The organism is Pelomonas dachongensis (assembly GCF_043555865.1).
Taxonomy (GTDB): domain Bacteria; phylum Pseudomonadota; class Gammaproteobacteria; order Burkholderiales; family Burkholderiaceae_C; genus Pelomonas; species Pelomonas dachongensis.
This window is the reverse complement of sequence record NZ_JBIGHY010000005.1, coordinates 222,613-241,948: the sequence shown is the minus strand read 5'-3', so window position 1 is coordinate 241,948 and position 19,336 is coordinate 222,613. Positions and strand designations below refer to the sequence as shown.

Genomic DNA, 19,336 nt, shown 5'->3' with positions numbered 1-19,336 from the left:
TGAGGAGACACGATGAAACTGTTGAAGCAACTCACCGTCGCTTTTGCCGCGACGCTCACGCTGGCGGCGCATGCCGACATCAACGTCGGCGTCACAGTCTCGGCCACCGGCCCAGCTGCGTCGCTAGGCATCCCCGAGAAGAACACCATCGCGCTGATGCCGACAACCATCGCCGGCCAGAAGGTCAACTACATCGTGCTGGACGATGCTTCCGACACGACCACAGCCGTGGCCAACACGCGCAAGTTCATCACCGAGAACAAGGTCGACATCGTCATTGGCTCCACCGTCACGCCCAACTCGCTAGCGATGATCGACGCGGTGTCGGAGAGCGGCACTCCGATGATCTCGATGGCCGCGTCGGCCCGCATCGTCGAGCCCATCGACGCCAAGAAGAAGTGGGTCTTCAAGACGCCGCAGAACGACATCATGATGACGCTGGCCATCATGACCCACATGGCCGACAACGGCGTGAAGTCCGTGGGCTTTATCGGTTTCGCCGATGCCTACGGTGAGGGCTGGTGGGGCGAGTTCCAGAAGATCGCCGCCACCAAGAAGCTCAACATCGTCGCGAGCGAACGCTACAACCGCACGGACACCTCCGTCACTGGGCAGGTGCTGAAGCTCGTGGCGGCCCGCCCTGACGCCATCCTCATCGCCGGTTCGGGCACGCCCGCCGCGCTGCCGCAGAAGGCGCTGAAGGAGCGTGGCTACGCCGGCAAGATCTACCAGACCCACGGCGTCGCCAACAACGACTTCCTGCGCGTGGGCGGCAAGGACGTGGAAGGCACGCTGCTGCCCTCCGGCCCGGTGCTGGTGGCCTCGCAGTTGCCCGCCGACCACCCGGTAAAGAAGAGCGCCGAGGCCTACATCGCCAGGTACGAGGCCGCGCATGGCAAGGGCAGCGTGTCCACCTTCGGCGGACACGCCTGGGACGCCGGCCTGCTGCTGGCCGCCGCCGCACCCGAGGCGCTGAAGAAGGCCCAGCCGGGCACGCCGGCCTTCCGCGCCGCGCTGCGCGACGCACTGGAGAACGTGAAGAACGTGGCCGGTGCGCACGGCGTGTTCAACATGACGCCCGGCGACCACCTGGGCCTGGACCAGCGCGCCCGCGTGATGGTGACCATCGAGAAGGGCGCCTGGAAATTGATCAAGTGAGGTTTGCCGCCCCGGCCCCGCAGGCCGGGGCGCGGATGAGGGCCGCCCTGACGGCGGCCTGCGCAACGGCCTGCGCGCTGCGCGGCCTGAAGGATTTTTGAGATGGCAGTCCCCACCCTCCAGAGTTACATCGCCGGCCGCTGGGTCGGTGCCCGCGCGGCCAAGCCGCTGGCCAGCGCCGTCAACGGCCGTGTCGTCGCGCATACGCACGAAGACTCGCTGGACTTCGCCGAAGCCATGGCCTACGCCCGCGGCACCGCGCTGCCCGGCCTGCTGCGCACGCACTTCCAGGACCGCGCCCGCGTGCTGAAGGCGCTGGCTGCGTACCTGATGGAGCGCAAGGAGCAGCTGTATGCCATCAGCGCCCATACCGGCTCCACGCGCAGCGACTCTTGGATCGACATTGAAGGCGGCATCGGCACGCTGTTCGCGTACGCCTCCATCGGCGGCAAGGATCTGCCCAGCAGCAACGTGCTGCACGAAGGCCCGGCCATGCTGCTGGGCGCCAACAACCACTTCATCGGCAGCCACGTGCTTGTGCCCAAGCGCGGCGTGGCGCTGCACATCAACGCGTTCAACTTCCCGATGTGGGGCATGTTGGAGAAGTTCGCGCCGAGCTTCCTGGCCGGCATGCCCTGCCTGGTCAAGCCCGCGACGGCGACGAGCTATGTGGCAGAAGCCTGCGTGCGCCTCATCGTCGAGTCCGGTCTCGTGCCGGCCGGCGCGTTGCAACTCATCATCGGCGGCACGGGCGACCTGTTCGAGCGGCTGGACGAGGCCGACGTCGTCACCTTCACCGGCAGTGCCGACACCGCGCTGATGCTGAAGGCGCACCCCAACCTGCTGAAGAAGAGCATCCCGTTCAACGCCGAGGCGGACAGCTTGAACTGCGCCATCCTCGCGCCCGACGTTACGCCCGACGATCCGGAATTCGACCTCTTCATCAAGGAGGTTTCGCGCGAGATGACGGCCAAGGCGGGTCAGAAGTGCACGGCCATCCGCCGCACCATCGTGCCGGCTGCGCTGGTCGATGCTGTCGCCACCGCGCTGAAGGCCCGACTGAGCAAGACCGTGGTCGGCGACCCCGCCGTGGAAGGCGTGCGCATGGGCGCGCTGGCCAGCAAGGCGCAGCAGGCCGACGTGGCCGAGCGCGTCGCGCAACTGGCGAGGGATTGCGAGCTGCTGCTGTCCGAGCGCGATGGCTTCGCGCCCAAGGGCGACGGCGTGTCCGGCGGTGCCTTCTTCGCGCCCACACTGCTGCTGGCGCGCGACGCGGCCGCCAGCGACGCGCACCACCTGGAAGCCTTCGGCCCGGTGACGACGCTGCTGCCGTACGGTGACTTCGACGAAGCGCTGCACTTGGCCACTCTAGGCCGCGGCAGCCTGGTCGGCACCGTCTGCACTAAGACGCCAGCGCTGGCCGCGCAGGCGGTGCCGACATTCGCGGCGTGGCACGGCCGCATGCTGGTGCTGGACCGAGAGGCCGCGCTGGAGAACACCGGCCACGGCTCGCCGCTGCCCAAGCTCAAGCACGGCGGCCCCGGCCGCGCGGGCGGCGGCGAGGAGCTGGGCGGCCTGCGCGCTGTGAAGCACTACCTGCAGCGCTGCGCCGTGCAGGGCTCGCCGACGATGATCTCGGCCATCACGGGCGAGTACCAGCGCGGGGGCGCGGTCATCGAGAGCGACATCCACCCGTTCCGCCGCTACTTCGAAGACGTGGAAGTCGGGATGAGCCTCCTGACGCACCGCCGCACGGTGGGCGAAGCCGACATCGTCGCGTTCGGTGGTCTGTCGGGCGATTACTTCTACATGCACTTCGACGAGGTCGCGGCCAAAGAATCACCGTTCGGTCAACGCATTGCGCACGGCTACTTCGTACTGTCGGCGGCGGCCGGCCTGTTCGTCAGCCCGGCGCCCGGCCCGGTGCTGGCCAACTACGGCCTGGAGAACCTGCGCTTCGTCACGCCGGTCGCCATCGGCGACACCATCCAGGCACGACTGACCGCAAAGCGCAAGATCGACCGCCCGCCGCGTGACGATCAACCGGCGCAAGGCGTCATCGGCTGGGACGTGGCGGTAACCAACCAGCGTGGCGAACTGTGCGCGAGCTACGAGATCCTGACGCTGGTGGCGAAGAAGGTGGCCGGCTGATAAGCGGACGCCGGTGCACCCGGGGGGCGCCGGCCGCCCGCGTTCAGCGGGTGGTGGTGCCGGACTCTGCCGCGGCCTTCAGATCGGCGCGGCGCGCGCCGGTGAAGCGCTTGGACCAGTAGGAGTCGCGCATGTCCTCGACGCGCACGGCGCTACCGGTGCGCGGGGCATGAATGAACTTGCCTTCACCGACGTAGATGCCCACGTGGCTGAAGGTGGCGCGCATGGTGTTGAAGAACACCAGGTCGCCGGGCTTGAGTTCGTCCTTGCGGATGGCCAGCAGGCTGTTCATCCTGGCCTGCTCGTCGGCACGGCGCGGCAGCACCAGGCCGACACTCATCTCGAAGATGTGACGCGTGAAGCCGCTGCAGTCAAAGCCGTTCTCGACCGAGTTGCCGCCACGGGTGTATCGCACGCCGAGGAAGTTCATCGCCGACAACACCAGGTCGGACGCCGTGTCGCGGACGCTCGCCAGCAGACGAGACGACCCGCCGCCGCCTTCGGACGCATTCAACAGGCCGCGCTCGCTGAGGAAGCGGCTGACCGCGTCACCCGTGGCAGCAGCCTGCGCCGCCTTGGGGGCAGTGGTGCCAGGTGTTGCGATCTTGTCCACCGCGGTCTGCTGCTGTTGCTGCTGCAGACTCTGGCCGTAGGCGCCGGTCATCGTGCCTGGCGGCGGCAGCGTCGACGCCTGTGCCACCCCTTGCGCATGCGCGGCAACGCAACCGGCGGCCAGCAGGCCAGCGGCGGCAATGCGATTCAGCAGGGCAAGGGAAACAAGCGACATTCGCGAAGACAGGAACCGGAGCGGGCCGCAAGGGCCGGATAGCAGAGTGGGACAGCGGCGCGGAGGTTAGGGGGGCACCCGGGCACCGTCAATCGAAGCGGGCGTAAAGCATGAGATTTTCAGGGCAAACCCCGGGGTTCTAGAGCGGCCACCTCGTAAAAACCCTGTAATTCATCACGCGAGCTGTTTGCGCGAGGTCAGATTGTCGTCAGTGCCTGGAGTCCACACTGGCTGGCATGACGCCCATCGCCTACGCCGACTTCCACGCCCGCTCTCTGGCTGAGCGCGACTCCTTCTGGGCCGAGCAGGCACGGCGCATCGACTGGCAGACGCCGCCGCAGCAGATCTGTGACGTCAGCCGGCCGCCGTTTGCGCGCTGGTTTGTCGGGGGCACGACCAACCTGTGCCACAACGCGGTGGACCGCCACGCGGCCGCGCGGCCCGACGAGCGCGCGCTGCTCTGGGTGTCGACCGAAGTGGGGCAGCAGCGGGTCTACAGCTTTGGGCAGTTGCAGGGTGAGGTGGAGGCGTTTGCCGCCATGCTGGTCGAGCAGGACGTGGGCGCCGGCGACCGCGTGCTGATTTACATGCCCATGATCCCGGAGGCCGCTTTCGCGATGCTGGCCTGCGCGCGCATCGGCGCCATCCATTCGGTGGTGTTCGGCGGCTTCGCGTCCAGCAGCCTTGCCAGCCGCATTGACGATGCCAGTCCGAAGCTCGTCGTCAGCGCCGACGCCGGCAGTCGCGCGGGCAAAGTGTTGCCTTACAAGCCGCTGCTGGACGAAGCCATCGCGCTGTCCACGCACAAGCCCTCGGCGGTGCTGATGGTGGATCGCGGCCTGGCGCCCTTCCAGCGCGTGCCCGGGCGCGACCTGGACTACGCCGAGTTGCGCCGTCGCCATGACGGTGCGCGTGTGCCCTGTGCCTGGCTGGAGAGCAACACGCCCAGCTACACGCTGTACACCAGCGGCACGACCGGCAAGCCGAAGGGCGTGCAGCGCGACGTGGGTGGCTATGCGGTGGCGCTGGCCACCAGCATGGACTGGATCTTCGGCGGCAAGCCCGGGGAGACCTTCTTCTCCACCAGCGACATCGGCTGGGTCGTGGGGCACAGCTACATCGTCTACGGCCCGCTGATTCACGGCATGGCCACGTTGATGTACGAGGGCACGCCGGTGAATCCGGATGCCTCAGTGCTGTGGAGCCTGGTGGAAAAGTACCGCGTGACCGTCATGTTCAGCGCGCCCACGGCGGTGCGGGTGCTGAAGAAGCACGACGCGGCGCTGCTGAAGCAGCATGACCTGTCGTCCTTGCGGGCTCTGTTTCTGGCCGGCGAGCCGTTGGACGAGCCCACGGCGCGCTGGATCGCCGAGGGCTTGAGCGTGCCCGTCATCGACAACTACTGGCAGACCGAAACCGGCTGGCCGCTGCTGACGGTGGCGCATCACATTCCCGGCGTGCAGGCCGTGCCTACGCGGCTGGGCTCGCCGGGCGTGCCCATGTACGGCTACGACGTGCAGCTGCTGGACGAGCAGACCGGAGCCGTGCTGACCGCTCCCGACCAGAAGGGCGTGCTGGCCATCGCGCACCCGCTGCCGCCCGGCGCGCTGCAGACGGTGTGGGGCGACGACGCGCGTTTCGCCAATACCTACTGGCACAGCGTGCCTGGTCGCGAGGTCTATTCCACCTTCGACTGGGCCACACGCGATGCCGACGGCTACACCTTCATCCTGGGCCGTACCGACGACGTCATCAACGTGGCCGGCCACCGGCTGGGCACGCGCGAGATCGAGGAGTGCATCTCGGGCCACGCCGCCATTGCCGAGGTCGCGGTGGTGGGAGTGGCCGATGCGTTGAAGGGCCAGGTCGCCATCGCGTTCGCCGTGCTGCGCGACCCGGCGCTGGCATCACCGGCGCTGGAAGGCGCGGTCATGAAACACGTAGACGCGCAACTGGGCGCCGTAGCGCGGCCGGCGCGCGTGCTGTTCGTGACGGTGTTGCCCAAGACCCGCTCCGGCAAGCTGCTGCGCCGAGCGCTGCAGGCCGTGGCCGAAGGCCGCGACCCGGGCGACCTGACGACGCTGGACGACCCGGGCGCGCTGGCCCAGGTGAAAACCCTGCTGCAGAAGTAGGGCGTGAGGAACGGCTGGGCGCGATGCACCCAGCAGAATCGGCGCCTTCCCACGAGGAGCACCGATGAAGAACGCCATGACCACGCTGGCCGCTCTGCTGCTGGCCGCCGCTGCGCAAGCCCAACCCAGGCTGCCCGGCCCGAACTTCCCAACCTATCACAGCGTCGCCGACGTGAAGACCCGTTGCGACGCCGGCCTGAAGGGCGCCAAGCAGCGCGTCGTGCAGCTGGAGAAGCGCCCGGTCGACGCGGGCTGGCTGGCCGCGCTGGACGATCTGACGGTCTACTTCGAGGACCACCAGTACCCCAACGACTTCATCCTCAACGTCCACCCGGACAAGGCCATCCGCGATGCGGCACAAGCCTGCTCGCTGCGCTGGGCTGACTTCAATTCCAGCCTGGGCCAGAACGAGAAGCTGTACCGTGCGCTGCAGAAGACCCCGAAGCAGGACGGCATCGACGCTGAGTTTGTGCGCCTGGCCTCCGGCCAGTTCGAGGACACCGGCGTCGCGCTGCCCAAGGACAAGCGCGGGCGTGCCAAGCAGATCCTGGACAAGCTGACCGAGCTGGATCAGCAGTTCAGCAAGAACATCCGCGACGCCGGCACTCGCGTGACCTTCACCGAGGCCGAGCTGAAGGGCGTGCCTGCCAGCGTGTGGGACAAGGCCAAGCGCGACGAGCAGGGCCGCATCGTGCTGGGCGTGGACGCGCCGAGCTATATGCCCGTCATGCGCAGCGCCGAGAGCGAGGCCGCGCGCCAGCGCATGTGGCTGGCCAAGACCAATGAGGGCGGCCAGCCCAACCTGGACCTGCTGGCCCAGATCGTCACGCTGCGCGGCGAGTACGCGAAGCTGTTCGGCTTCGACAATTACGTGGACTTCAACCTGCGCCGCCGCATGGCCAAGGACGGCGCGACGGCCACGAAGTTCCTTGACTCCGTGACCGGCGCCGTCAATGCGCGCGAGAAGTCGGAGTTGCAGGAGCTGCGCGCCGCCAAGGCACAGCATGTCGGCACGCCGCTGGCGCAGACTATGGTGCAGCGCTGGGATGCGATCTTCTACAGCGAGCGCGTGAAGCGCGAGAAGTTCAGCGTGGACCAGAACGCCTTCCGCTCCTACTTCCCGCCGCAGGCCAGCCTGGAGTTCTCGATGAAGATCATCGAGCAGCTGATGGGTGTGAAGTACCAGCGCGTCGACAACAAACTCTGGCACGACGAGGTGCAGACATATGTCGTCAGCGACGCCGCGTCGGGCCAGCCCATCGCGCAGATGTACGTTGACCTGTATCCGCGCGAAGGCAAGTACAACCACGCGGCGGTATGGCCGCTGCGCGGCAGCGCCGCGCGCGCCGGCCGCACGCCGGCCGCAGCGCTGGTCGTCAACTTCGACCGCCAAGGCCTGACGCTGGATGAGGTGGAGACGCTGCTGCACGAGCTGGGCCACGCGGTGCACGTGAACCTGTCCAAGACCCGCTATGCCGCGACCGCGGGCACGGCCGTCATGCACGACTTCGTCGAGGCGCCGTCGCAGATGCTGGAGGACTGGGTCTATGACAAGCGAGTGCTGAAGCTAATGCAGGCCGTCTGCGCGGACTGCAAGCCAGTGCCCGACGCAATGGTGGACCAGGCCCAGGCCGCCAAGCACTACGCCAAGGGCATGCAGTTCGGCCGCCAGCACCTGTACGCCAGCTACGACATCACGCTGCACCAGCAGGCCAAACCCGAGCCGCTGCCGCTGTGGGCGCGCATGGAGGGTGCGACGCCGCTGGGCCATGTGCCGGGCACGATGTTCCCGGCCGGCTTCGGGCACATCGCCGGCGGCTATGGCGCGGGCTACTACGGCTACCTGTGGAGCCTGGTGGTCGCAATGGACCTGCGCACGGCGTTCGACCAGGACAAGCTGGGCGCCGACGTCGGCAAGCGCTATCGGGACCTGGTGCTGGGGCAGGGCGCTCAGAAGCCGGCGCCCGAACTGGTCAAGGACTTCCTGGGCCGCGAGTCCAACTCGCAGGCGTTCTTCGAGTACCTGAAGAAGTGACCCAGGGCCGCGTCAGCGGCCCTTCTCTCAGGTGGGCGCGTCAGTGCCCGCAGCTGCTGGCGCCGCAGCCCGCGCCAACGGCTTCGGCGGTTGCGACGTCCCGGCACTCTCCCGTCGTCGGGTCGAAGCCGGCCTGCTGCATCGTCCACACCAGCGCTGCATCCATCATCTCGGCATGCTGCGGAAACCAGCCCGCCAGCTCCGTGCGCAGGATGTTGAGCGGCTCGCGGTCGTTCAGCTCGTTCGCGTAACGCAGCGCCTCGCGCATCACGTTCAGCACCATCGCGTGCTGGCTGGCGTGGCAGTTTTGCGGCTCGAAGCCGCAGCGCGCCATCCAGTCCTCTTCCATCGCGAAGTGAGCCTCGGTGTGGGCCAGCAACGCGTGATAGGCGGGCAGCGCGTCGATGCCCGCATCCAGCGCATCGCCGAAGGCATTCAGATGTTCGACGAACTCTTGGTGCGTGTGGTCCAGCGTGGGCTGGTTCAGGGTCAGGGCGTCGGTCCAGGCGAGTGTCGTCATGTGCGCATGCTAGCCAAGGTGACGACGGAACCCTTTGATGCCGGTTAATCAGTGCGGGGCAGATCGACGATGAAAAGTCGCTGTTGGGGCCGACTCTCGAAGTTGCCTGCGTGTGTATCGCTTCAGCCAGCGCGACGGCGGCGCGCCAGCAGGCCGACGGCGGCGAGTCCGCCAAGCAGCAGTGCGTAGCTCCGGGGTTCGGGTACGGGTGCCAACGTGTAGCTGATGTTGTTGATGCCGACGTTGTAGGCTGAGTTCTCCCACTCGATGACAACGCCCGTGGTGGAGCTGATGCTCGGGAAGAAGGTGCTGGGGCCGCCGGACGTGCCGACATCGCCGGCATGGCTGAACATCACCGCGCTGCCGAGCGAGAACACGCGCAGGTTGGTGGTGCGGGTGTTGGTGGCATAGGCGCCCAGGTCAAGGGTGTCCAGCGTGATGGCCATGCCCGACGCCGGCGTGAGGGTGATCCGCGCGAAGGAATTGGCGTCGCTACCGCTGGCCCACAAGGCGCTGGGCAGCGTGTTGTAGCCGGTACCCCACCAACGCAAGCTGTCACCATTGGTGGAGTCCACGTCAAGGTAGCTGACGTCAAGTTGGCCGGCGACATCGCCGTGGGCCTGGTTGACGAAGCTGCCATTGGCGCACGTGACAAGGGTGCCAACACCGCTGGCACTGCTGGAACAGCTGACGGTGGGGAATGTGATCGTCGCGGCGAAAGCCGGCGAGGCGATCAGGGCGGTCAGCGCGGCAAGCGTTTTCAGATGCATGGGGAGCCTTGGTTCGAGACGCCCGGCACGATAAGCGGTGGCGCGGATGATTCCGCTCCCTAGTTCGTGCGCCCTCCCCGTGAATGAAGGAGTCGGGTTTTGTCAGCTCGCCAGGCGAGCCCGATGGCGCTCAACCTGCGCCCGCACCTGCGCCGGTGCGGTGCCGCCCAGCACGTTGCGGGCATTCAGCGAGCCTTCCAGCGACAGCAGGTCGAACACGTCGGCCTCCACACGGGCGTCGAACGCCTTCAACGCGTCCAGCGACAGCGCGGCCAGGTCCACGCCCTGGGCGGTGGCAGACTTCACCGCATGCGCGACGACCTCGTGCGCGTCGCGGAACGGGAGGCCCTTCTTAACCAGGTAGTCGGCCAGGTCAGTGGCGGTGGCGTGACCCTTCAGCGCCGCAGCGCGCATCGCTTCGGGCTTGGGCGTCAGGCCGGCCAGCATGTCGGCAAAGATGCGCAGCGTGTCCTTCAAGGTGTCGACCGTGTCGAACAAGGGTTCCTTGTCTTCCTGGTTGTCCTTGTTGTAGGCCAGCGGCTGGCCCTTCATCAGCGTGACCAGGCCCATCAGGTGGCCCGCCACGCGGCCGGTCTTACCGCGCGCCAGCTCGGGCACATCGGGGTTCTTCTTCTGCGGCATGATCGACGAGCCTGTGCAGAAGGCATCGGGCAATGCGATGAAGCCGAAGTTCTGGCTCATCCACAGGATCAGCTCCTCAGACAGCCGCGAGATGTGCAGCATCACCAGCGTGGCGGCCGATGTGAACTCGATGGCGAAGTCTCGGTCGCTGACGGCGTCCAGGCTGTTCTGGCAGACGCCTTCCATGCCCAACGTCTTCGCGACGCGCTCGCGGTCCAGTGGATAGCTGGTGCCGGCCAGCGCGGCGGCGCCCAGCGGCAGTCGGTTGACGCGCCTGCGGGTGTCCAGCATGCGCTCGGCGTCCCGCGCAAACATCTCCACATAGGCCAGCAGGTGGTGGCCGAAGCTGACCGGCTGTGCGACCTGTAGATGGGTGAAGCCGGGCAGGATCACGTCGGCATGCTCGGCGGCCTTCTCGACCAAGACGCGCTGAATCGCCGTCAGCAGCGTGACGATCTCGTCAATCTCACCGCGCAGCCACAGGCGCACGTCGGTGGCGACCTGGTCGTTGCGACTGCGGCCCGTGTGCAGGCGCTTGCCGGCAATGCCCACGCGCTCGGTCAGGCGGGCCTCGATATTCAGGTGCACGTCTTCCAGATCCAGCTTCCAGTCGAACTGGCCGGCCTCGATCTCGGCGGCTATTTCATGCAGGCCGCGCTGGATGGCGGCGTGGTCCTCGGCGCTGAGGATGCCTTGCGCCGACAGCATCTCCGCATGCGCCAGGCTGCCGGCGATGTCGGCCCGCCACAGGCGCTGGTCGAAGCCCACACTGGCCGTGTAGCGCTTGACCAGATCGCTCATCGGCTCGGAGAACAGGGCGGACCAGGCTTGGGACTTGTTGGCGAGTTGGTTGTCTGACATGGAGCGGAGCGACGTGATTCGACGCGCACAATCGCGCGCAGCTCGGCATTATCGAACGTAGCTTCAGTCATGCTTTCGTCCTTCTTCAAGCGCCGCCCTGAGCCTCACCACAGCGTCTGGCACGAGTCCCGCCAGGTCAGCCAGTGGCTGGCCTTCGCGGCCACCGACCTGCCCGACCTGCCCGGGCTGCGCACGCCGCCGCTGCTGGACCCGACGCGTGCCTTCGACGTGTGCCACGTGGGTCTGGTGATGCGCGCCGTGCTGGGCGTGCAGCTGCTGCTGGCGCTCGGCGCTGCGCTGCTGGCGCGCGATGCCGGCCAGTGGGTCACGCTGACGGCCAGCGGCACCGTCGTGACGATGTTCGCCACGTTGTCATGGCTGCTGGTCGTCTGCGGCGCGAAGCGTCTGTGGCCGCGCCTGGCTGAGCCCCTACAGTGGGGCGTGCTGATGGCGCTGGGCGCCCTGTCGGCGCTGCTCGGCTTCTCGCTGCTGAACCTCACCAGCGACGAACCCGTGCCGGTGTGGCGCTGGGGCAGCATCGCCGCGGCCGGCGCCAGCGGGGCGGCGGTGCTGCTGGCCTGGTTGAAGCTGCGCGAGCACAGCCAGCGACCGGCCGACGCACTGGCGCAGCTGGTCGAGCTGCAGTCGCGCATCCGGCCGCACTTCCTCTTCAACACGCTCAACAGCGCCATCGCGCTGGTGCAGATCGACCCTGCCCGCGCCGAGGGCGTGCTGGAAGACCTGGCCGAGCTGTTTCGTGTGGCGCTGGCGGACTCCAGCACCTCGGTCACGCTCGCCGAAGAGGTTGAGCTGGCCAAGCGTTACCTCGCCATCGAGCAGATCCGCTTCGGCAAGCGGCTGCGGGTCATCTGGCACCTGGACCCCGCCGCCGGCGCTGCCCGTTTGCCACCGCTGCTGCTGCAGCCGCTGGTGGAGAACGCGGTGCGCCATGGCGTGGAGCCCAACGACGACGGCGGCGAGCTGGAGGTCAGCACGCTGCGCCGGGGCGGCGAGGTGGAGATCCGCATCGTCAACACGGTCGGCGCGCCGCAGCGTATCGCCGGCCACGGGCTGGCGCTGCGCAATGTCCGCCAGCGGCTGCGGCTGATGCACGACGTCGCGGCGCGCTTCGACCTCGAATCCACCGACACTCGCTTCTCCTTGCGCATCGTGCTGCCGTCATGACCGTCCTGCGTGTCCTCATCGTCGACGACGAACCCCTGGCCCGGCTGCGGCTGCGCGGTCTCGTCGAAGCCATCGCCGAGCCCCGCTGCGAGGTGCTGGCCGAAGCCGCCACCGGCTCTCAGGCCGCGGCCTGGCTGCGCGACCACGCCTGCGACCTCGTGCTGCTGGACGTGCAGATGCCCGGGGCCGACGGGCTGCAGCTGGCCGACGGACTGGCGCAGCGCGCCGTGGCCGGACAGTCAGCGCCCATGATCGTTTTCGTCACGGCGCATGCCATGCACGCGCTGCGCGCGTTCGAGCTCGACGCGATCGACTACCTGACCAAGCCGGTGCGCCGCGAACGCCTGCAGGCAGCGCTGGCGCGCAGCGCGCAGCGCCTGGCCGAGCGTTCAGCCGCGCTGGCGCGTGTGCCTGCCGAAGCCCCTTCGGCGCCGGAGCACGACTTCATCACCCTCACGGACCGTGGCCGCCTCAGACGCGTGCCGGTCAGCGAGGTGCTGTACTTCAAGGCCGAGCTGAAGTACGTGACGCTGCGCACCGCCAGCGAAAGTCATGTGCTGGATGGCGCGCTGTCCGAGCTGGAGCAGCGCCTGGGCGAACGCTTCCTGCGCATCCACCGCAACGCGCTGGTGGCGCGCTGGGCGGTGCGCGAGCTGGAGCGCCACGCGCCCACCCATTTCGGCGACCTGGACGGCGAGGGCGCCGAGTCAGCCGACAGCTGGGCCGTGCGCGTGGTGCACGTGGACGAGTGGCTGGCCGTATCGCGCCGCCAGGTGGCCGCAGTGCGCGAGGCGCTGGCGGGTCTGGGGCGGTGACGCCGATGCGTGGCCTGCTGCTGCTGGTGCTTGCGCTGGCCACGGCATGCAGCCAAGCACAGACGGTGCAGCTTTGTGCGCACCACCACGCAGCCCGTGCTGCGCCTCTTGCATCCATGACGACTGCAGCCGTGACCCGGCTGCAGCAGCAGCGCGACCCCCGCGCGCTGGCAGTGGCGGACTACCTGCTGGCTGGTGCCAACGAGCCCGACAGCGACGCCGCCCGTGCGCGCCTGCACGACCGGGCCCGCGCCTCCGCCGACCCGCTGCTGACCGTGCTGGCGCTGCACAAGCCCTGTTCGCAACCGGGCTGCCGCAGCATCGAAGCCGCTCAGTGGTCGCGGCTGGAACCCGATAACCTGCTGGCCTGGCTGGTATTGCCGACCACCGCGGGCGACAGCGACTACCTGCTCGACCAGATCGCCTCTCGGGTGCGGCTCGTGCGTGACTACCGGCGTGAGGCCGCCGCCGTGGTGGACGGCTCGACGGGCGGCGTGCTGGGCGACAGCTGGCCGCTGCTCAACCTGCGTTCGCTGGCTGTCAGCTGCCCGCGCGACCTGCACGACGCCACCCGGGCGCAGCGCTGCGAGAAGGTGGCCGATCTGCTGTGGAGCGGCGGCGGCGCCGTGGAGCGCCTGATGGCGCTGACGCTGATGCAGGGCGTGCAGCGCCTCCAGCCGGAGCGCCGGGCGCTGTGGGGACCGCGCCTGCAAGAGGTGACGCTTGCTCTGCGCAGGCTGCCCGATGGCCAGGTGATCAGGCCCGGCCCCGGCGCGCTGTGCGACCTGATGACACCGCCCGGTAGCGCCGTGCTCGCTGCTTCGGACGACTGGCGCCGGGCGTGGCAGGTGTTGGCGGCCAGCGGCGTGTACTTCGACCCTAACCCGGACCGCCGCTATCGGTGAGCAGCTGCGATGAGGACGCAATGTTGACGCGACGCTGGTGCAGGGTGGCGCTGCTGGCGGTGGTGCTGGCGGTTGTGGCCGGCTGGTGGGGCTGGCGCGGGCTGCAGCGCGATGCCGATGCAGCCCTCGCTGCCTCGGCGCCTGCCGCTGCTGCATCGCAGGGACTGGCCGCCGCATGGCTGACGCCTGCGACTGACGACCGCGCAGCGCTCTCGGTTGGCGCGTCGTCCGCTGTGCGCGCAGCAAACGGCGAGCCGCGTGCCGAGGAGGATGAGCCGATGGAGGTCTGCGGTCTGGGGCGCGTGACCCAGCGGGAGATGAAACGCTGGAACCCCATCGAGATGCTGAAGGCCAAGGCGCAGATGGATGCGCTGGAACGACGCAAGGACGCCGTATTGAGCCAGTTGTCGGCGCGGATGGCGGTCGGTTCGGATGGCGAGCGCGTGGCGGCGCGCTTGTTGATGGCCGATGTCGAGGGCGCGGCGCTGATTGCCGCGCGCACCCAAGATGCCACGGCCTACCGGCTGGCGCTGCTGAGCTGCCGAGGGCGCGAGACTTCGGCGTCGGAACCCAGCTGCCGCGGGCTCACGGCGCAGGCCTGGTCGCGATTGGACCCGCAGGATGCTGCACCGTGGCTGTGGCTGATGGGTGATGCCGTGAACCGAGGTGACGACGTGGCCGCCCACGAAGCGATGGAACAGGTGCTGCAGCGCCAGCGACGCAGCTCATCCCGCCCGTTGTTGACGGCCGTCAGGCGGGCATCTGCCAGCGCTGCAGACGCAGATGCGGTCGGCCTGGGCATGGCGATGGTCGAGGTGGTCGGCCGCGACTACGCGTTGTTCGACGTCAGTTCCTTGGGCGTGAGCCGCTATTGCAAGGCCCAGGCGGTCAGGAACGATTCCCGACGCGCACACTGCGAGCGTCTCGTTCGCTGGCAGTTCAAGCAGGCCCAAGACCTGATGGACGCCGGCGTTGCGCTCGCCATCGCCGACCGCGTCGGTTTGCCGGCCGATCAACGACCTTACACGCGCGAGCAATTGAATCAGGCGCAGCAGAAGATGACCGATGAATCGGTGCACTTGCTAGGCCTTGACTGCGGCAGCCTGGCGCGCGCCGCCGACTTGCCGGCTCGACTGCTGGATGTGTCGGAGTTGGAGCGGGCGCTGCAGCTCTTGCCCGGCCGCTGAAGAGCGCGACCGGTGGTGGCTCAGGCACCTGCCGAGCTCAATTCGTAGTCAAGCCGCATTCAAGCCGCGCCGCATGCCGTCCAGCAGCAGCGGATTCACCCGGGCCGGGTCGCCGATGGGGGCCAGGTGGGCCGCGCCTTCAACCACCGCCAGCTGCACCCGTGGCAGTTTGACGCTCAACGCTTGCGAAACCGCCCGCGCACTGGCGCGCGTGGCGCCGCCGCACACCAGCTGCACCGGCATCTGCAGCGTGGCCAGTTGCGCATCGGTCCAGCGTGCCGCATTCAAGGCCTCGAAGTGGCGGCGCACGGTGGGCATGGGCTCGGCCAGGCGCTGGCGCTGCGCATCGTCAAGCTCGGGCCAGATGTCGCGGTCCTGCCAGTAGCCGACGAAGCCGCGCGCCGCGTCCTGCAGATCGCCGCGGTCCAGTGCTTCCACGACGGCCTGCGCGACCTGGCGTGCCTCCCGGGCTCCCGGCACGTCGTCGCCCAGCACGCCGAACGCCACCGGCTCGTAAAGCGTCAACGACTGCACGCGTTGCGGCTGTAGCAGCGCGACCTGCAGTGCGGTGGCCGCGCCGTAGCTGTGCGCCACCAGGTGGAACGGTTCATCGGTGAGCAGCGGCAGCCCGGCCAGCACGCCGTCGGCTTCCACGTCCAGCCGGTTGGGGCGGCCAGCCGGCCAGGCGGCGGCGCTGCCGTGACCGTAGAGGTCGGGCGCATGCCATTGCCAGGTCTCGCCGGCCTCGGTCGCGTCGGCGATCAGGCGGCGCCACTGCTTGCCGCTGGCGGCGCTGGAGTGCAGGCAGACGAAGGTGGTGGAGGGCGAGGTTTCGGCCATGCGGGCACTGTAGCCGTGCGCGTAGGCGGCCACCTACCGCCGCGCAGGCGGTGGGCCGATATCGGCGGGGGTGCGCGAACCCCTAGTCTGAGGCCTGTCAAATCCAGGAGTTGCCCATGAAGCACCCGATGAAATTCTCGGCCGCGGCGCTGGCCTGCGCGCTGGCGGTGGGCTCGCCGTTCGTGGCCGAGCCCGCGCAGGCGCAGACCCGCGCCACTGCGACTTCTACACTGCGCGTGACCGGCTTCGACGTGGAGCAGGTGGACCGGGTGGAGCCAGGCGCGGAGCTGAACTTCACGCTGTGGGGCACGCCGGGCGCGGCCGTGGTGCTGCAGATCGACGGCGGCCGTCGCACCGTGCGGCTGGACGAGACGACGGCCGGCCGCTACCAGGGCAGCTACGTGGTGAGCCGCGGCGACCGCATCGTGCCGGAGTCGCGGGTGCACGCCAACCTGCGCCGCGACAACCGCGTGGCCACGGCCACGCTGGGTGAGGCGCTGCAGTCAGGCTGGCCCTCTCCGGTCGCCGCCTCGTCGGGCATCCCCGAGATCCAGTCCGTCAAGGTCACCCGCGAAGCCGGCCGCCCGCGCGTGGATGCGCTGCGTTACACGGTCTACGGCACGCCAGGCGGCCAGGCGTCGGTGAGGTTGCAGGGCAGTCAGCCGCGCAACATCGTGCTCGACGAGGTGCGCCCGGGCGAATATCAAGGCACGTATGTGCTGCCGCAGGGCGCCTGGGTCGACACGAACCAGCCGCTGGTGGCCCAGCTGCGCCTGGGCAACCGCACGGCCAGCAACACCGTGGCGGACGCGTACGCGGGTCTGCGCCTGATGGCGCGCGCTGACCGCGACAGCTGCCGCGATTGCGCGACCGTGCAGGCCGTCAACGAAGTCGTCGTGGACGGCGACGGCAGGGTGCTGGGCACCGTGGCTGGCGGCGTGCTGGGCGCGGTAGTGGGCAGCCAGTTCGGCAAGGGCGATGGCCGTACCGCGGCCGGTGTGGCCGGTGCCGTGGGTGGTGCGCTGCTGGGCCGCGAGATCCAGAAGCGTCACAACCAGCGCACGCAGTATGAAGTCGTCGTCCGCATGGACGACGGGACCCAGCGCACGGTGGTCTACGCCGAGCCGCCGAACCTGCGCGTGGGCGACCCCGTACGCCTGTCCGGCGAGACGCTGGAGCGCCGCTGATGAGGGCCGGCGCGCGTCGGACAATGCGCGCATGAGCAAGGCGTTCACGAAGGAATCCGACGGGCCGGACGACGATGACGACGGTCCGTCGCTGCCTGCGCTGCCGGCAGGGGCACGCAACTACATGACGCCGGCCGGCCATGCGCGGTTGCGTGCCGAGTTCATGCAGCTCATCGACGTGGAACGGCCCAAGATGGTGGAGACCGTGTCATGGGCGGCAAAGAACGGCGACCGCTCGGAGAACGGCGACTACCTGTACGGCAAGAAGCGGCTGCGCGAAATCGATCGGCGGCTGCGCTTTTTGACCAAGCGGCTGGACATCGCCGAGGTGGTGGACGCCAGCGTGCATTTCGGCTCGGACCAGGTCTTCTTCGGCGCGACGGTCACGTATGCCAACGCGCGTGGGGATGAGAAGACGGTGACCATCATTGGCATCGACGAGGCCGACAGCCTGGCCGGCGAGGTCAGCTGGGTGTCGCCCGTGGCCCGCACGCTGCTGAAGGCGCGGGTGGGCGACGAACTCAACTTGGTCACGCCGGTGGGCGTGGAGAAAATTGAGGTAGTAGAGGTGCGTTACCCGGCGCGTGCCGCCGGGTAACGGTCGTGAATCCCGGCGACTGCCGCCGGGCGCAATCAGGACTTCTTCGGTGCAGGCTTGAGCATCGCGTCGGCGCGGGCCTTGTCGTCAGGGCTGAGCTTGACCGCAATGGCGGGGAGGGCGACGGCAGCCTGCTCGTGGCCCTGGCTCTTGGCCAGCGCGCACCACGCGTACGCCGCCGCCATGTCCTTCTCACCACCTTGGCCCTGGGCCAGCATGACGGCGAGGTTGAACATCGCATCCGGCTGCCTGCCGCGGGCGGCAGCCTGGAAAAGCTGACGCGCGGTCGTGTAGTTCTGCGGCACCACATCGCCCTGGTAGAAGAACGTGGCCAACGCGTTTTGCGCTTCGGCATGGCCCTTGACTGCAGCTTCCTTGTAGAGCGCCAGTGCCTGTTCCGGCGCCCTCGCGGTGCCTTCGCCAAGGTCTAGCATGCGTGCGGCCGCATAGGTGGCCTCGACGTTGCCCGCTCGCGCGGCGGCGCCGTAGTAGGCGCCGGCTTTCTCCAGATCCAGCGGAATGCCAGGCGGCTGCTTGGGGACGCGCTGCTGATAGAGCTGACCCAGCAGAAGCATCGCTGGCACGTGGCCGGCGGCAGCGGATGCAGTGAGCGCCTCGATGGCCTTGCGGCCGTCTGCGGCCGTCCCCACACCGCTCACGTAGGCCTGGCCAATGAGCGTGTTGGCGGGCTCGAAGCCGAAGTCGAGCGCCTTGCGCCACAGGCGCAGCGCTTCCTGGGGGTTGCGCTGGGTGCCTTCACCGCTCAGGTAGACGCGGGCCAGCAGCAATGTGGCCTCGATGCGGGTGTTGATCTGGTCGGGCGTCTTGGGGTCGTAGCGCAGCCGGTCATTGACCGGGTTGTAGCGTGCCTCGATGACCTCGTTGAGCCACTCGACAGCCTTGGGCGTGCTGGCCGGCGTGCCCAGCCCGAGCAGGTGCAGGCGGCCCAGCATCATGGCGGCCTCTTCATAGCCAAGCTTCTTCCACCCTTCCTCGAAACGGGTGCGAGCCTCGACGTAGTTGCCGGCCGCATAGGCATCAAAGGCCTGTTGCAGTGACTTGTCCTTTCGGGCAATCCAGTTGCGGCCCGCCGCAAAACGAATGTCCGAGCCCGCGCAGGCCACCGAGGGCGACGTCGGTATCCCGGGCGCAATGTCTGTCGACTCAGCGCTTGACGGGGTTTTGGCACTGCCGTCGGGCGACAGGTCGTCGAGATCCGTGTCCAAAGAACCGAAGTGGCGCAGGTAGGCCAGCGTGGCTTCGTCTTCTTCCGGCACATAGCCGCTCATGAACCCGCATGAGGAGGCGTAGTTGCGGGACAGCACCTTGCTCTTGGCCGCGATGATGGCGCTGGGATCGGCGGTGCGGTCGCGCTTGCCAGTGACTTTGACGGCTTCCAGCAGATTGGCCTGGGCTGCGGGTGTGGGGGCGGGGGCGCCGGCGGCAGTCTGCTGCGCATGCGAAGGCAGCGCCAGCAGCGTTGTACACACAGCCAGGACGGAAAAAGCCGTCCGGCTCAGCTTGAAGTTGGGACGGACGGCTTGTGACATGGCGTCTGGCTGA

Annotated in this window: 16 protein-coding genes; 10 read left to right on the top strand and 6 right to left on the bottom strand. The window is 68.4% G+C overall.

Going from position 1 to position 19,336, the window contains the following annotated elements:
• The first annotated feature begins 12 nt into the window (after positions 1 to 12).
• Both ACG02S_RS15340 and paaZ read left to right on the top strand, forming a co-directional pair.
• A complete protein-coding gene (locus ACG02S_RS15340) occupies positions 13 to 1,158 on the top strand; it encodes an ABC transporter substrate-binding protein (protein WP_394471340.1) in 1,146 nt (381 codons plus the stop codon).
• Positions 1,159 to 1,260: 102 nt separating this feature from the next.
• A complete protein-coding gene (paaZ, locus tag ACG02S_RS15335; RefSeq protein WP_394471339.1) occupies positions 1,261 to 3,309 on the top strand; it encodes a phenylacetic acid degradation bifunctional protein PaaZ in 2,049 nt (682 codons plus the stop codon).
• A 43-nt stretch (positions 3,310 to 3,352) separates the two neighbouring features.
• On the opposite strand, the gene ACG02S_RS15330 is transcribed toward paaZ, so the two are convergent.
• A complete protein-coding gene (locus tag ACG02S_RS15330; protein ID WP_394471338.1) occupies positions 3,353 to 4,096 on the bottom strand; it encodes a C40 family peptidase in 744 nt (247 codons plus the stop codon).
• A 236-nt stretch (positions 4,097 to 4,332) separates the two neighbouring features.
• On the opposite strand from ACG02S_RS15330, the gene ACG02S_RS15325 reads away from it, so the two are divergent.
• Both ACG02S_RS15325 and ACG02S_RS15320 read left to right on the top strand, forming a co-directional pair.
• Positions 4,333 to 6,228 (top strand): propionate--CoA ligase, encoded by a 1,896-nt coding sequence (locus tag ACG02S_RS15325; RefSeq protein WP_394471337.1) that lies wholly within the window; start codon positions 4,333 to 4,335, stop codon positions 6,226 to 6,228.
• Positions 6,229 to 6,292: 64 nt separating this feature from the next.
• A complete protein-coding gene (locus ACG02S_RS15320) occupies positions 6,293 to 8,263 on the top strand; it encodes a M3 family metallopeptidase (RefSeq protein WP_394471336.1) in 1,971 nt (656 codons plus the stop codon).
• Between the two features lie 40 nt (positions 8,264 to 8,303).
• On the opposite strand, the gene ACG02S_RS15315 is transcribed toward ACG02S_RS15320, so the two are convergent.
• The 3 genes from ACG02S_RS15315 to argH all read right to left on the bottom strand — a co-directional run bounded on the left by ACG02S_RS15315 (position 8,304) and on the right by argH (position 11,056).
• On the bottom strand, positions 8,304 to 8,783 hold the full coding sequence (locus ACG02S_RS15315) for a hemerythrin domain-containing protein (protein ID WP_394471335.1): 480 nt from the start codon (positions 8,781 to 8,783) through the stop codon (positions 8,304 to 8,306).
• 122 nt (positions 8,784 to 8,905) lie between these two features.
• Positions 8,906 to 9,553, bottom strand: a complete 648-nt coding sequence (locus ACG02S_RS15310) for a PEP-CTERM sorting domain-containing protein (RefSeq protein WP_394471334.1) — start codon at positions 9,551 to 9,553, stop codon at positions 8,906 to 8,908.
• A gap of 102 nt (positions 9,554 to 9,655) precedes the next feature.
• Positions 9,656 to 11,056 (bottom strand): argininosuccinate lyase, encoded by a 1,401-nt coding sequence (gene argH / locus ACG02S_RS15305; RefSeq protein ID WP_394471333.1) that lies wholly within the window; start codon positions 11,054 to 11,056, stop codon positions 9,656 to 9,658.
• A 69-nt stretch (positions 11,057 to 11,125) separates the two neighbouring features.
• Between argH and ACG02S_RS15300 the strand changes: the two genes are divergently transcribed.
• The 4 genes from ACG02S_RS15300 to ACG02S_RS15285 all read left to right on the top strand — a co-directional run bounded on the left by ACG02S_RS15300 (position 11,126) and on the right by ACG02S_RS15285 (position 15,148).
• Positions 11,126 to 12,241, top strand: a complete 1,116-nt coding sequence (locus ACG02S_RS15300) for a sensor histidine kinase (RefSeq protein ID WP_394471332.1) — start codon at positions 11,126 to 11,128, stop codon at positions 12,239 to 12,241.
• On the top strand, positions 12,238 to 13,056 hold the full coding sequence (locus ACG02S_RS15295; protein ID WP_394471331.1) for a LytR/AlgR family response regulator transcription factor: 819 nt from the start codon (positions 12,238 to 12,240) through the stop codon (positions 13,054 to 13,056). The genes ACG02S_RS15300 and ACG02S_RS15295 overlap by 4 nt, the downstream gene beginning before the upstream one ends.
• Before the next feature lie 116 nt (positions 13,057 to 13,172).
• The gene (locus ACG02S_RS15290) at positions 13,173 to 13,961 is read left to right on the top strand and encodes a hypothetical protein (protein WP_394471330.1); all 789 of its coding nucleotides are present in this window, start codon (positions 13,173 to 13,175) and stop codon (positions 13,959 to 13,961) included.
• Positions 13,962 to 13,981: 20 nt separating this feature from the next.
• Positions 13,982 to 15,148, top strand: a complete 1,167-nt coding sequence (locus ACG02S_RS15285) for a hypothetical protein (protein ID WP_394471329.1) — start codon at positions 13,982 to 13,984, stop codon at positions 15,146 to 15,148.
• A 48-nt stretch (positions 15,149 to 15,196) separates the two neighbouring features.
• Here the strand turns inward: ACG02S_RS15285 and ACG02S_RS15280 are convergent, their stop codons facing one another.
• Positions 15,197 to 15,988: an alpha/beta fold hydrolase gene (locus tag ACG02S_RS15280; RefSeq protein WP_394471328.1), complete on the bottom strand. Its 792-nt coding sequence runs from the start codon at positions 15,986 to 15,988 to the stop codon at positions 15,197 to 15,199.
• 116 nt (positions 15,989 to 16,104) lie between these two features.
• On the opposite strand from ACG02S_RS15280, the gene ACG02S_RS15275 reads away from it, so the two are divergent.
• Positions 16,105 to 17,175: an outer membrane lipoprotein gene (locus ACG02S_RS15275; RefSeq protein ID WP_394471327.1), complete on the top strand. Its 1,071-nt coding sequence runs from the start codon at positions 16,105 to 16,107 to the stop codon at positions 17,173 to 17,175.
• A gap of 31 nt (positions 17,176 to 17,206) precedes the next feature.
• On the top strand, positions 17,207 to 17,773 hold the full coding sequence (gene greB, locus ACG02S_RS15270; protein ID WP_394471326.1) for a transcription elongation factor GreB: 567 nt from the start codon (positions 17,207 to 17,209) through the stop codon (positions 17,771 to 17,773).
• Positions 17,774 to 17,808: 35 nt separating this feature from the next.
• Here the strand turns inward: greB and ACG02S_RS15265 are convergent, their stop codons facing one another.
• Positions 17,809 to 19,323: a tetratricopeptide repeat protein gene (locus ACG02S_RS15265; protein WP_394471325.1), complete on the bottom strand. Its 1,515-nt coding sequence runs from the start codon at positions 19,321 to 19,323 to the stop codon at positions 17,809 to 17,811.
• Positions 19,324 to 19,336: the final 13 nt, after the last annotated feature.